The sequence below is a fragment of the Bacillus sp. NS1 genome, from assembly GCF_058248265.1.
Genome location: NZ_JBZAZF010000004.1, coordinates 142,577 through 156,272 on the forward strand (window position 1 = coordinate 142,577; position 13,696 = coordinate 156,272).

Sequence of the window (13,696 nt, forward strand, 5' to 3'; positions counted from 1 at the left end):
CTCGTTTCACATTACTTTTTGAAGAATTCCGTATACCACTCAATCGTTTTTTCAAGTCCTTCATCAATGGTGTAGGCTGGTGTCCAATTCAGCAGCTTCCTTGCTTTTTCCGCGGATAAATATTGATGTTTGATTTCATTGCTTCCCTGGTTCAGCACTTTCGGCTTCAGAGCACTGTTCATTTTCTTCAAGATTTTTTCTACCAGTTCAAGTACAGTCAGCTGGATCTCATTGCTGAAGTTAAAGGCCTCTCCGGCAAGATTGTTTTCCTCCATTTTTTCTGCCAGAAGCAAATAAGCCTGAACGGCATCTTCAATATAGAAGTAGTCGCGGACAAAGGTCCCGTCGCTGCGGATTTCCGGCGCTTTCCCGTTCAGCACAAGCTGAATCGTCTGCGGAATGATGCGGTTGAAGTTCAAATCCCCGCCGCCGTAAAGGTTCCCGCAGCGCGTGATGCAGACCGGGAGCCCGTACGTGTGAAAATACGTGTGGCTGATCAGATCTGCACAGCTTTTCGAGACGTCGTACGGATGCTTGCCTTGCAGCGGCATATTTTCATCGTACGGAAGGTTTTCTTGATCGCCGTATGCTTTATCACTAGAAGCGACAATCACCCGCTTTATTAACGGATGCTTTCGGCAGGCTTCGAGAATATTCCATGTGCCGAGGATATTCGCTTCAAAGGTAGAAATCGGATTGCGGTTCGCCACGCCGACAATCGCTTGAGCGGCGAGGTGAAAGACTGTGTCAATTTCATACTCGCCAAGCACGCGTTCAATCACAGGCAAGTCTTCAAGAGAGCCCCGCACGACGTTCATTTTCTTTATATGTTCTCCTTGATAAAGGTTAGATTGAGGCACATGATCCCTGACAAGCCCCGTAACGTTTGCACCCTGTTCGATCAGCTCTTTCACCAAATAGCTTCCTAAAAGACCTGTACACCCCGTGACAAATACGTTTTTGTTTTTCCAGAAACTCAAATCAGTTCACCATACCTTCCATACTTGTTGTCCTTGATCCCACATTTTGTTGACTTCTAAGAGATTTTTATACGTATCGATGGCCGTCCAAAATCCATAATGGCGGTACACGGCAAGCTCCCCGTCTTTGGCAAGGTTCTTCAGCGGTTCATCTTCGAACATCATGTTCCCGTCCTTCGGCAAATATTCGAAAACCTTGGGACTGAGAACAAAGAATCCGCCGTTGATAATTCCGTCACTCGATGTCTTCTCAGAAAATGTTTTCGCCATGCCGTCCTCAACCGTCAAGGTGCCGAACTGCGAGACTTTGTCAATGCCGGTGACAGTCGCGGCAGTCCCTTTTGTCTGATGATAGCTGATGAGATGGAAAAGATTGATATTGGCCAGCCCGTCTCCATAGGTGAGCAGAAACGTTTCATCGCCGATATAGTCTTTAGCCTGCATGATTCTTCCGGCTGTCAGTGTGTCTTCCCCTGTCTCCAAAAACGTAATTTTCCACGTTTCAGGCTGCCCCAGCATCTGCACCTCTCCCGTAGAGCAGTCGAGTGTCAGGCTGTTGTGCTTCCATTCATAGTCGAGAAAGTATTCTTTGATTTTTTCTCCTTTATAGCCCAAAAGCAGAATAAACTCGTTTACTCCGTAGTACTGATAGATTTTCATAATATGCCATAGAATCGGTTTGCCGCCTATCGTGGCGAGCGGTTTAGGAATGTCATTCGTGACTTCACTCATTCTCGTTCCTTTTCCGCCGCAGAGAATGACCGCTTTCATCTCTACCCCTCATCTCTATGAATATTGAGTTCGAAACCTGGTACATCTTTACAATCTATCAAGGCGTTTCCCCGATAATTTGTCCACTTCAATACCGGTTTCAAAATCTACTGTAATGATATGAGAGAAAGCCGGCCTTGGTGACCAAATGGAATCTATTTTTTCAAGTTGGTTATGTAACCAAAAAAAAAGAGCCTTGAGCGAAGGCAATGCGCCCGCTCAAGGCTCTTTCTCGTCTTATTTGATTTCTTTTTCCTTGCCGTAATGATAGTCAGACGGATCAACGGCTGTGAAATCGCTGAGTTTGTGGAACCTCAGCAAGTCTTTGTACAGGACACTGTCTGACAGACTCAGCTGCTGGTTCACTCTTGTTTTCAGATTCTTCGTTTCTTCATTCGCTTTCAGTTTTTCACCAGTCTTCGTATCGTAAATGACATTGTCGACAGATGTGTACTTCGGCGTCACGAAGTCTCCGTTTCTGAACGCCACTGTATCGTCGTGGTCTTTAGAGAATAGATCAGTACCAAAGTTGATATATTTCTGGGAATCAATTCCTTGTAAGTGCAGAAGTGTCGGCATGACGTCAATTTCGCCGCCATACGTATGGTTCACTCCGCCTTTAATGCCAGGAACGCGGATCATCAGCGGCACACGCTGGTTTTGCGCGTTTTGATAATCTGTGATCTCTTTTCCAAGAATTTCTTTCATCGCACGGTTATGATTTTCAGAAATACCGTTATGGTCACCGTAAATGACGATGACTGAGTCGTCATACAGACCGGCTTCCTTCAGCTCCTTGAAGAATTGCTCAAGCGCCTCGTCAAGGTAACGGGCTGTCTGGAAGTAATTATCAACTGTTTTGTCACCGGTTGTCGCTTTTTTAATGGACGCATCTTCTTCATCCAGGTTAAATGGATAATGGTTTGTCAAAGTAATCAAATGAGCGTAAAACGGCTGTTTAAGAGATTCAAGTTTTGGAATCGATTCAGTAAAGAACGGCTTATCCTTGAGTCCCATATTCACGATGTTTTCATCTGACATATCATAACTGCTTGCGTCGAAGAACTTGTCATATCCGATATGTTTGTAAATCTGGTCACGGTTCCAGAACGATTTGTAGTCACCATGCAGGACGGCGCTTGTGTAGCCTTCCTTCTGATCCAAAATCGCCGGAAGCGACTGGTATGTGTTTTCGCCTTTCGTCACAAACGCGGAGCCTTCAGGAAGGCCGAAGATGGAGTTATCCATTGTCAGCTCGGCATCAGATGTTTTTCCCTGGCCTGTCTGATGGAAAAAGTTATCAAAATACGTCACATCTTCCCCGCCGTGTGCAAGTTTATTCAAGAACGGCGTCACCTCTTCACCGTTCAGCTTGTAGTCAATCAGGAATGACTGGAAGCTTTCCAGGTGAATCTTAATAATGTTTTTGCCTTTGGCAGAGCCGAAGTATTCAGCATTCGGTTTCGCATAATGAGACGTCGTATAATTCTCAACGCTTGTTAAATCGTCGCTGCTCGCGTAGGCTCTTTGCGTTTCTGTTTGAGCCGTCTGAACACCGTCATAAATGGTGTAATTGTAAAGACCTAAATATTTCACGATATAATTGCGGTCAAACGTTCTTGTCAACAGCTGCGGACGGTCTTTTTCCGCATAGTGCAGGTTAATGAAAAACAGTGCGACCCCGGAAAGAATCACTAAAGATGCAAAGCGTTTTTTCATTTTGTATTCTTTTAATTCAGGTCTCCAGATCAGTACCGCAATCAAAATCATGATATCTAAGAAATAGAAAATATCATGAGCGGCCATGATACTGAAAATCCCGTCTCCCATGTTTCCGACGTTGCCGGACTGTTTAATGTTCGGGAACGTCAAGAAATCGTCAAAGAAACGATAGAATAAAATATTTGCGTATAACACAAATGTCATTACGAAATCGATAATCAGCATGATAATGGCTGATTTACGCCCTTTCGCAAGCAAAGCCAGTCCTAAAAAGAAGACGGCGCTTGAGAACGGGTTAAATACCAGGAGGATCTCCTGGGTTGTGCCTTTTACCCCAAGATTGAACTCAGTCTTGTAGGATAAATACGTTTTTGCCCAAAACAGTATAACAGCCAGCACAAAAAAGCTAAGTTTGTAAGAAAAAAGTTTCTTCATGGCAACCTCTACTTTCTTAAACACTTTAAGTCTTCATTCATATTTACCTGCTCTTTATCCTGCCTTCCAATTCCTTCTTTGCAAACACAATCAAGGCCTCACACCATAAATAAATACACCGCGGCAAGCCGGAATATTTATGCTTCTCACCATACCAATTTTAGTACAGCCATTTCGACCAAACACTGGACGAAAGAAGCCTTCATTTCGTTTCACATTTTTTCTCGGAAATAAAAAAAGGGTTTCTTTTGTCATGTGTGCCTTTGAAAAAAGAAATAGATACCGAATATAAGAATAACATAAACTAGCAAAAACGAAAAATAGGTTTTGCAGAAAGCCCGCCCTTCCGGCGGACTGTGGCTATTGTATGCACTCATGTTTAACACGATCACAATTTTCGAAAAGGCAAAAAAAAGACTGGATGTCTCCAGTCTTTACAGCCCCGACCAAACATCTTTTGCATATATACCGGTATCTTGCAGATGTTTCAGCCAGTTTTGTGCTTCTTGTTCACCGGTACCATGGACAGACTGATACGCTTTTTGCAGTGCTGCCTCCACATCTGGGGCCATTTTGGTGCCGTCGCCACATACATAGAGCCTGCCTCCGCGATCAAGAATCGAAATTAATGTTTCTGCATGGCCAGACATGAGATGCTGGACATACGTTTTCGGCATGCCTTCTTTTCGGGAAAAGGCTGTGTGGACAGTGACGATTCCGTCTTTTTCAAACTGCTCAAGCTCATCACGGTAAATAAAATCACGATCATTCCTGCAGCCGAAATAGAGATGTGCTTCACCGAGTGCTTTTCCCTCCCGCTTTAAAGCTGCGCGTGCTTGGAGGAAACCGCGGAATGGCGCTACCCCTGTGCCCGGTCCGACCATAATGATTGGGGTTTCCGGGTCTTCCGGAAGCTGAAACCGGGATTCCGGTGTGCGGACAAACATCACGACGTCATCCCCCGTCTTGCGTTCAGCTAAGTAATTTGAAGCCACACCTCTGTATTCGCCAAGGCCGCTCCAAGCAGGGCCTCGCACAACACCGACTGTAATAGATGCTTGCTCAGGATTCACCCTTGGAGAGCTTGAAATCGAGTAATATCTCGGTTTTAACGGCCGTAAAAGCTCTAAAAATCGTTCAAACGGCATGTCGCACGCTTCATATTTCTCAAGCAAATCGAGCATGGAAATTCGTTTTTTCAATATTTGTTCCTGGTAGACACCCTCTGCCGTCAGATCTTCTAATTCGCGTTTATGCGGCGGGCAGACTGTAAATGCCGCCAGCTCACGTATTTGCGCCCTTGTGGCGGCTTCCTGCACCTCAACGCTGTAGCTGAGAAGTTCTTGCAGGCTGACAGGACGCCCTAATGGCAGATGCCCCGCACTGCGCCCGCTTGCCGACAATGTCACTTGGTCGGTTCCCTTCAGGCCAAAGCGGTGAAGAATCCGGCTGACATTGGTTTGGCTGTTCCTCGGCAATACGCCAAGGTGGTCGCCCTCCCGATACTCAACATCCGGCGGCAATGCGATTTCGATATGGCGGGTGCTGCGATCGCTGTCTGCGGACTGGAGTTCACGATTTTCGGCAATGGATGCGTGAGCCGCTTCGTACGATCTGGCCAGCGGGGACTCTCCAAGCCCTCTGACAAACTGAAGGCTCAGCGTGCTTCGTTCCTTATCAGCGTTTTCATTAAGCTCCAGTCCGAATGCTTTGATGGCGTCCGCCCACATTGTATTTTTCCACTCGTCAAGCTGCCCTTCAAAATCGCCGCTTACATCTCCCTCACCTCGCTCAGAAAACCGGGTCGCGCCTTTCTCCGCAAGCTGCTCATCAATGAATCTCGGCACGTACTGATACGTGCTCGCCCAGTTATGGTCGCCGCAGCCAAATACCGCGTAATGGACGCCCTCAAGCTCACCCGGTTTGATTTCTTGAAGCCACTGCACGAACTGTCCGGCATTGCTTGGCGGTTTTCCGTTATAGGACGAAGTCACAATGACAACAGCTCCCTCTTTCGGCAGCTTTCCAATCTGGTCGTTCAGAGGTGCCACTTCAGTCCTTACGCCGTGAAGACTTGCTGTATCGGCAAGCTCCCGGGCTACTCCTTCTGCGGTGCCGGTATCTGAGCCGTACAGTACGAGAAGCGGGCGGTTGTTAAGACCGATGACAGATGCACCCTTTGCTTCCGTTTTCTCTTTTTGCTCACCAGGCTCCGCTTTTTCAGCTGTCGGGACGTCCGTATGAATGGCTTCCTGTTGCCGTGTTTGAACCCTGATACGAAAATCGCCCGGCTTGAGTGTTAAGGTTTGTTTGATATCAAGCTCATAATTCTCATGATCAATTAACTTGAAATATTTTAAAATCATGCCCAGCACAAGTGTCGCTTCATGAAGGGCAAACTGCATGCCGATACAGGCCCGCTGTCCATTTCCGAACGGTTTGTACGCATGATGAGGCACTTGGTCCTGATGTTCGAAGCGTTCTGGACGGAATTGTTCAGCATCCTCTCCCCAAGCGTCTTGATCCCGATGAAGCTGCGGAATCAGCACAGAAATTCTGTCTTTCGTCGTAATCGGGTACTTTCCGCCAATGACTGTGTCTTCCTTTGGATAAAGGCTGAAAGCCGGAGCTGTCGGCCATAAGCGCAGTGATTCATTTAAAATCATCCGTATGTATTTCAGCTCGAGCACTTGTTTATAGGTCGGAGCTGCACCCGTCAGTACCCGGTCGACCTCTTCATACGCTTTTTTCAGTTTGTCAGGATCCTTCAATAAAAAGTAGATCGCAAAGGAAAGCAGCCCGCTCGTTGTTTCATGCCCGGCAATCAAAAACGTAATGATTTGAAAACGAATATTCTCATCGTCGAGCTTGTCACCCGTTTCCGGATCTTCCACATTCAGCATGCGGGCAAGCAAATCTTTTTCATTCTGGTCTCCATTCGACCTGCGCTCCGCAATAATGCTGTCGACTAACGAAAACATTGTTTGAATATCATGATGAAATTGCCGCTTTGTTCTGACCATAAGTTTATCTTGAAAATCAAGCCGCTGCATCTGGTGCATCGCTTCATCTAGCGCCCGTACCATGCTGTTGATAAACGGGTGGGGCGTTTCTCTGTAGTAGCTGTTAAAACGATAGTTAAACCCGCACAGCCCAATCGTGTCGAGAGTCAACCGGGTCATATCCCCTGGGACATCGACTGCTTCATTAGGATTGAGCCTGGCCCATTTCTGAATAAGCTGAACAGCGATATCGACCATTTTCTCATGATAATCCTTCATGGCCCGCTGGCTGAACGTCGGCATCAGAATGTTGTGCGCTTTTCTCCAATTAGGTTCATGCGTCCAGCTTGTAAACAATCCGTCACCGGAAAACGCACGAACCTTCTCCAAGGCGCCTTCAATGCTTTTGTCGAATCGCTCTTCATCACACACTTCTTTCACCAATTCGTGGCCGGACACCACAATCGTCGTGCCCGCAGGTGTATGGATTTGAAAAATCGGGCCCTGCTCTTCCGCCAATTTGATCAGCGACAGTGTTGGTTTGTCTTTATCAATTAAAGGCAGATTACCGAGCGGCCCAAACGTCTTCGGCTGAGGAATCGGGCTTGTTTCCTTCATCGAACCATTCCTTTCCGTATGAAATACCTTCTATCTGACTACATTTCCCTTTCATGGTCATGATTATTCCGTTCTCCCAATTGACGCATGATCGCTGTTTTTTCTATACTTGAGAAGCTGTACAATACGCGAATAAGGTGAGTTCATATATGGATTTTGAAATTCGGTTTTTATCCTTTTATGTCATACAGGTGGAAGGAAAAGATGAGCAGGCGAACAAGCAGTTCAAACACTTCCAGACCCTTGATACGGGTGAATTTGAAGAAAGCGAGCTGAAGGACTTTCTCGACGGTGAGCTGAAAAAAATCGTCAAACGCAAAGCCGACCGCCATCCGCAGTCCGAGCAGGTGCCGACGAAAATCGGCCATTTTATCGTCGAGCCCGGCCACGAGCTTGATTCCAACCCGAACTACAACATGTTCAACCGGGCGCGCCTGGCGGAAACAAAAGAAGACTTTAACGAGCTGAGCGAGCAGTTCGTCCGCACGTATCTTGACACGAGTGCGGTCCGCGGCGGCGTGTTCCTCGTCGCTTCAGCCGTGCCGAGAAAATACTTCGACGAGTCATTTGTCTTCATTATGAAATGTGATTTCGAGCCAAAGGTCGCCCGCATTTCAGACGCGTCTTCTCTTATTAAAAAAGTCGAAATGGCGATTACTACAAAAAACATGAAAAGCATCCAATACCCGTTCATGCCGGAGGAAGGGATGGTCGAGGAAGGCGAGCTGAAAATCCACCAAGCCTCGCACGCCCGCTATTTCGAGGACTTTTTGAAATTCGTCGAGTACGGAGAATCAATGCCGGAAATCATGAAAAACCAGGTCATGAACATGGTGCAGGAGCACGTCTACGAGACATTTGAAGACAACAGCGAAGAGCTCAAGCAGTTCGAGCACGACATCGAAATATGGGAAGCAAGCGAAAAACGGGAAATCCAAGAACGCCTCGACACCCATCAAGTCATCGAAGCCTCCGCCCAAATCATTGAGCACACGCCCGAGGCCCAGCTGAAAATGAAAGTCGGAGAAACCGAGATTAAGGGATTGCTAGCGGATTTTGGCGATTCGATTCATCTCGCAAAAGTGAACGGGCGCTATGTCGCGCTGATTGAAGCCGAGACAATTTCGTTTGAGAAGGGCAGTTCTCCGGTGGAGTTTTATAAGCCTGAGGGGCTGCATGAGGTGATTGAGCGGATACGCCACAAAACAGAGCAAGAATAAAAAAGTCCAGAAAGCACTTTCTGGACTTTTCCTATTTAGTACCCTTCCCTCAACACCGCATAGCACTCCCCGATCAGCTCTTCCGCTCCCGGCTCTCCTCTCAGCCCGCGGCGGACGATTTCTGAGGATAGGTTCTGGACTTTGAGCGCTCGTGGGGCTCTTCTTTCGTAATACGCATGAAATGCGGTTTCGATGTCGTCGTGGTTTTTGAGTTCTTCGGCGAGGACGATGGCATCCTCGATGGCCATTGCCGCCCCTTGTGCCAAGGTCGGCGCTCCGGCATGGGCGGCATCTCCTCCGATGACGACGCGGCCTTTGTACCATGGCTCCTGCACTGCGACCTGTTCCAGTTTGTTAAACATGACAGGATGCTCTTTTGACATATGCTTTGTGACAAAATCCAGCCCCGGAAAGCTGGAAAGAATCTCTTTTACTCTATCAAACCGGGTATCTTCTTTATCCCAGTAATCGCTCGTGCAAGGCTGGAGAACGAAGACATAGCCGGCGTGTTCCGCCAATGGCACGACGCCAATTTGTGTGTCTCCGCTTCTATACATCAATGTCGCGTCCTCAAATGTAAAATCAGGAAGCTCGATATAAAAGCGCCACGCCCCCATGCCGAGGTGCTCTTTTTCTGTTCCCTTATGCAGCATCTTATCGCGAACAGCGGAGTGAATGCCGTCAAAGCCTGCCAGAATGTCAGCCTTCATCTTTTCTCCGTCTTCACATACGGCAGTAACCGAATCAGCCGTTTCTTCATAGGTGACCACCTTTTTCCCCCACTTGATATGTACACCCGCCGCCTCGGCATGCTTAATAAGAATGTCATTTAGCGTCTTTCGCAGGATATTATTTCGTCCTGGAAGTGTATCGTCTAAAAAGGATTCACTGACTTGAAACAGCAAATCCCCCTGTGCATCAAACGTTTTAAACCATTCTGTTTGAAAGCCATGATTACAGCACTCTTCAAATACGTCCAATTCTTTTAAAACAGCCAGTGCGTTTTGCGGCTGGAGAATTCCCGCACCTGTTTTGCGGTTTTCTGTAGCCGCTTCACACAAGGTGACGGAAAACCCTGCTTTACTAAAGGAAATGGCCGCTGATAATCCGCCGATTCCGCCTCCCGCTATCAAAATATGTTTCATATAAATAACCACCTTTTCAGTTCTCTATGTAGTTAGGCACCTAACTATATTACCTTACTATGTCCGGTGAAAAGCTGTCAATCATCTCCAAGCCAAGTTGCGTTATGGTTTTCGCTCCTTTATAATCATGTCACAACGAACGTACAGGAGCTTATTATGATGGAATTAAAACATTTACCGAAATATAAGCATATAACAGAGCACGCCGAGACGTATGCCAATATTGACGCCGGCTCTCTTGAATTGTTTTTATCGCTTTTTGATATCTCTAAAAAAATGAATCATGTGATGGAGCATTATTTCGCAGGCCGCGGGCTGTCAGAGGGAAAATTCAAAATCCTGATGCTGCTCTTTGATGCCAAGGACCACACGCTAAGTCCGACCGAGCTTGCCAAGCAATCCAACGTCACGAAAGCAACGATTACAGGCCTGCTGGACGGGCTGGCGAGGGACGGGTTTGTCAGCCGCAGACATCACACAGAGGATAAACGAAAAATCAGCATTGAACTGACAAAGGAAGGCAAAGAACGGCTGGAGCAATTTCTGCCCGGCCATTTCAGCAAAATCTCCGCGGTGATGGAAAACTACAGCGATGAGGAAAAAGACATGTTCGTGAAGATGCTTGGTGATCTTTTTGAAAAACTAAGCGTGTTTAAAGACTAAAAAACCCGTCCGGCCAGGACAGGCTACAGCGTCTTTTCTTTTGAAGCCGGATACGTATCCGGCTGTTTTTTCTTTATGACCGTAACAAATATGCCGCTGATGACACATGCAATTCCGATCAAATGCACAAGCTCAAACGGCTCCTTCAATATCACACCTGACAAAATAACAGCAGAGACCGGAAGAACAGATGTGAAAATGCCCGACACTCCCGCCGGCACCTTCGTCACCCCGCTATACCATAGGTAAAACGCCAAAACGGTCACAAAAAGCGCGTAATACAGCACATACGACCAATCCAAAACAGTCGGCACGCTGAAATCAAATGAAGAGGCCTCAAACAAAGCAAACGGGAGAAAAAACAGGAAGCCGAAGCATGATACGAAGGTCGAAATCGCCAGTGCCGAAATATGCGGAGATAGCAGCTTAGCCATCAATGTAAACAACGCTTCGCCAATGACTGCAGCAATGATCAGCATGTTCCCGAATAAGGCGTGCGGCGTCCCGTCTTGGCTCCCCGCACCAAACAGATTAATCGCCATTACGCCGCAAACCGCCAGCAAAATGCCGATCAGCGTCTTTTTCTCAATTTTTTCTCTAAGCAGGAAAAAGGATAAAATCCCGATCACCATCGGGGTTGTGCTTGTCAAAATGCCGCTTTCCGTTCCTGTTGTATATTGAACCCCATACAGCAGGCAAATACTGAACAAAAACACACCTGTGAATGATTGCACCAGTAATACGAACACATCTTTTTTCGTCAAAGCCGGAAACCCTTTTTCAATGCAAAACAGCAGTGTCAGCAATACGATAGAAGCCAGCAAAAAACGCAGTCCCGAGGATAGAAAGACAGGAATACGCTCGACCATGAGTTTTCCTACGACGACAGAGCTGCCGACGATTGCCATGGCCGTTCCCAGGGAAATATATGCGCTTAATTGATTTTTCATCACAACATCACCTGCCTTTTTATGTATGGCAAAAAGCGCCTATCCAATGACAGGCGCTCTCTGATTAATCATCACTGCTCAAAATGCCGAAGAAGCGAAGCAGGTTGATGAACAAGTTGATAAAGTCAAGGTACAGCGATAATGCCATAACCGGAATTAAGTCTTCCGTAATATGGCGGTGTTTGATTTGGTTCAGATCATACAAAATGTAAAGGGAAAAGACGATGGTTCCGATCACGGAATACGCCATCATTGCCGCTGAGTTTAACGGGCTGAAAATATTGAAAATGCCAACCGCCACCAGCGCGAGAACCGCTACCAGCAGAAATGACCACAGGAAGGATAAATCCTTCTTCATTTTTGCGCCGATTGTGCCCAGAACGGCAAAAATGACAAATGTAGAGCCAAAGGCTTCAAGCACGACATAGGCGCCGGCGATGGAAGCGTAGTGGCTGACGATCGGAAATAAGGTAATGCCTGAAACAAACGCGAATGTATATACAAACGCATATCCGACCGCTTTTCTTCTGCGCATCCAGAAGGCCAGAATAATCATCCCTACTTCAAGAATAGAAAGCGGGAGCATCAAAGCGATAGGAACAAATTGGCCGATAAAAAGACCGACAGTTGCGATTAACAGTGTGAAAACAAAGACTGTCAAAATGCGCTGCATGATCGATTGCTTACTCTCGTGAACCGTAGCTTGCATGTCAAAAATCCTCCTAAAAAATGATCTTAAAGGTCTATTATATAAAAATTGGATGAAATATGTATATGTTTTAAGGAGAATTTAATGAAAACAAACCCTTTACGCTCTTACTTCGTTTCTCTCCTTTTCAAAGAAAATCGGTGCTTTTCTATTTTCTCTATTTGGGTCACCTGAGAATCATGAACCGTAATCTGAACGGTGCCGAAATCGAGCGTTTCCAGCGAGCTGATTATTTTTTCAATGACTTCCGGATCAATGGTTGATTTTGAAACCAAAAGACCTTCCCCCCTGTTGAGTACGTTTTAATTCACAGTATTCTTATAAGAATTATAATATTATGTTTTTTTTGATAAATCAATGGTGATTTCTGTTCAAATCAAAAAGGCATATGATCACCCGGTGACGGACAATCATATGCCTGGAAACTTCCTATTTGTTTGCTTCCAATTCCTCAACAATACAGCGGACGCCCATATTTTCTAATGCCTGCTTCAGCGTGCCGTACGTTTCATAATCACTGAAATCAAGCCCCAATTGAATCGATGTCTGGGCCACGTCTGGGCGAATCCCTGAAAATACAGCTTTGACGCCTAGCAAGAAGAGCGTTTTTGACAGGTTGTACAGTTGCTGCGCGACCATGGTATCCACAATTGGAACACCCGAGAGATCAACAACAAGGCTTGTGATTTTTCTCTCGATACAGCGGACCGGCACTGTTTCTAAAATGACCTGTGCCCGTTTCGTATCAATGGAGCCGATTAGCGGCAATATCCCGATGCCATCCGCAATGGAAATCACCGGGCAGCCCAGCTCAGAAATCAGCTCCTGCTGAGACGTGAGCCTCATCAGCATAAATTTTTGGTACTGCTCGGAAAATTCAATAATCAGCTTATCGAACGATTGATTCACAATGCGGTTCCATCGGTCGGCATCCTCATTTGTGACGATATCCTGATTCTCTTTTATAAACGCCACGACTGCATCCCAGAATGAGATTCTCGAGTTTGATATGGCTTCTACGACCTCATGCACCTGAACATCTTGCTCTACCCTGTTTTTCGCAACAGTTTGCGCCCATTTTGTCATATTTTCTTGAAACTCGGTTTGATCCTCTAGAAACGCACTTGCGATTGTTATATTGGTAAACGTATGCTGCTCGGTTAAGAGCTGTTTCGTTTCCGCACTTAAATTATCGGCCGAATAAAGCTCGCCTTTCAACTGACATCGCAAACTGAACCATTTCTCGGTAATCCCCGCAGTATTGTCTATGATATATTGATATAATAATTGATCGATATTCACGGTCTGTCTCCTTTTTCATAATAGAAGCTCTTTCATTATAAAATGATACATCGGAATTGTGAATGGGACTAGGAAAAAATCAAATGATTCTGCTCCCTGAACGCATTCCAGTTTCAACCATAGGCGAATGCACCAATAAACGTCCGCATGCATAGACTGCAAGTGTACAGTTTACATTG

The 13,696-nt window shown here is 46.3% G+C and carries 10 protein-coding genes and 1 pseudogene; 2 read left to right on the plus strand and 9 right to left on the minus strand.

The window, feature by feature from the left end; genetic code table 11:
* Positions 1–11: 11 nt before the first annotated feature.
* The 4 genes from AC4CV5_RS16415 to cypD form a co-directional block, all read right to left on the minus strand.
* Positions 12–980 (minus strand): GDP-mannose 4,6-dehydratase, encoded by a 969-nt coding sequence (locus AC4CV5_RS16415; protein WP_490923279.1) that lies wholly within the window; start codon positions 978–980, stop codon positions 12–14.
* 6 nt (positions 981–986) lie between these two features.
* On the minus strand, positions 987–1,751 hold the full coding sequence (locus AC4CV5_RS16420; RefSeq protein ID WP_373924063.1) for a glucose-1-phosphate cytidylyltransferase: 765 nt from the start codon (positions 1,749–1,751) through the stop codon (positions 987–989).
* A gap of 237 nt (positions 1,752–1,988) precedes the next feature.
* On the minus strand, positions 1,989–3,908 hold the full coding sequence (gene ltaS1, locus AC4CV5_RS16425; protein ID WP_166853952.1) for a lipoteichoic acid synthase LtaS1: 1,920 nt from the start codon (positions 3,906–3,908) through the stop codon (positions 1,989–1,991).
* Between the two features lie 434 nt (positions 3,909–4,342).
* Positions 4,343–7,528, minus strand: coding sequence for a bifunctional P-450/NADPH--P450 reductase (gene cypD / locus AC4CV5_RS16430; protein ID WP_490923282.1), 3,186 nt, complete (start codon positions 7,526–7,528; stop codon positions 4,343–4,345).
* Positions 7,529–7,677: 149 nt separating this feature from the next.
* On the opposite strand from cypD, the gene AC4CV5_RS16435 reads away from it, so the two are divergent.
* Complete coding sequence (locus AC4CV5_RS16435; RefSeq protein ID WP_019257733.1) at positions 7,678–8,748, plus strand: DUF3900 domain-containing protein; 1,071 nt, start codon at positions 7,678–7,680, stop codon at positions 8,746–8,748.
* A 35-nt stretch (positions 8,749–8,783) separates the two neighbouring features.
* Here the strand turns inward: AC4CV5_RS16435 and AC4CV5_RS16440 are convergent, their stop codons facing one another.
* Positions 8,784–9,893 (minus strand): FAD-dependent oxidoreductase, encoded by a 1,110-nt coding sequence (locus AC4CV5_RS16440; RefSeq protein WP_490923284.1) that lies wholly within the window; start codon positions 9,891–9,893, stop codon positions 8,784–8,786.
* A gap of 159 nt (positions 9,894–10,052) precedes the next feature.
* On the opposite strand from AC4CV5_RS16440, the gene yetL reads away from it, so the two are divergent.
* On the plus strand, positions 10,053–10,556 hold the full coding sequence (gene yetL / locus AC4CV5_RS16445) for a transcriptional regulator YetL (RefSeq protein ID WP_019257731.1): 504 nt from the start codon (positions 10,053–10,055) through the stop codon (positions 10,554–10,556).
* Positions 10,557–10,579: 23 nt separating this feature from the next.
* Here the strand turns inward: yetL and AC4CV5_RS16450 are convergent.
* The 4 genes and pseudogenes from AC4CV5_RS16450 to AC4CV5_RS16465 form a co-directional block, all read right to left on the minus strand.
* A pseudogene (locus AC4CV5_RS16450) lies at positions 10,580–11,571 on the minus strand (DMT family transporter).
* Positions 11,571–12,215, minus strand: a complete 645-nt coding sequence (locus tag AC4CV5_RS16455; RefSeq protein ID WP_166853956.1) for a Bax inhibitor-1/YccA family protein — start codon at positions 12,213–12,215, stop codon at positions 11,571–11,573. Before AC4CV5_RS16455 ends, AC4CV5_RS16450 begins: the two are co-directional and overlap by 1 nt.
* Before the next feature lie 107 nt (positions 12,216–12,322).
* Positions 12,323–12,490 carry a YezD family protein gene (locus tag AC4CV5_RS16460; RefSeq protein WP_222143767.1) on the minus strand — a complete coding sequence of 56 codons (168 nt, stop codon included), beginning with the start codon at positions 12,488–12,490 and terminating at the stop codon, positions 12,323–12,325.
* Positions 12,491–12,644: 154 nt separating this feature from the next.
* Positions 12,645–13,517, minus strand: coding sequence for an STAS domain-containing protein (locus AC4CV5_RS16465; protein ID WP_222143766.1), 873 nt, complete (start codon positions 13,515–13,517; stop codon positions 12,645–12,647).
* Positions 13,518–13,696: the final 179 nt, after the last annotated feature.

Coding starts and splice junctions, on each gene's coding strand:
- yetL (WP_019257731.1), top strand. CDS start 10,053: ATGGAATTAAAACATTTACCGAAATATAAGCATATAACAGAGCACGCC.
- AC4CV5_RS16455 (WP_166853956.1), bottom strand. CDS start 12,215: ATGCAAGCTACGGTTCACGAGAGTAAGCAATCGATCATGCAGCGCATT.
- ltaS1 (WP_166853952.1), bottom strand. CDS start 3,908: ATGAAGAAACTTTTTTCTTACAAACTTAGCTTTTTTGTGCTGGCTGTT.
- AC4CV5_RS16435 (WP_019257733.1), top strand. CDS start 7,678: ATGGATTTTGAAATTCGGTTTTTATCCTTTTATGTCATACAGGTGGAA.
- AC4CV5_RS16420 (WP_373924063.1), bottom strand. CDS start 1,751: ATGAAAGCGGTCATTCTCTGCGGCGGAAAAGGAACGAGAATGAGTGAA.
- AC4CV5_RS16440 (WP_490923284.1), bottom strand. CDS start 9,893: ATGAAACATATTTTGATAGCGGGAGGCGGAATCGGCGGATTATCAGCG.
- cypD (WP_490923282.1), bottom strand. CDS start 7,528: ATGAAGGAAACAAGCCCGATTCCTCAGCCGAAGACGTTTGGGCCGCTC.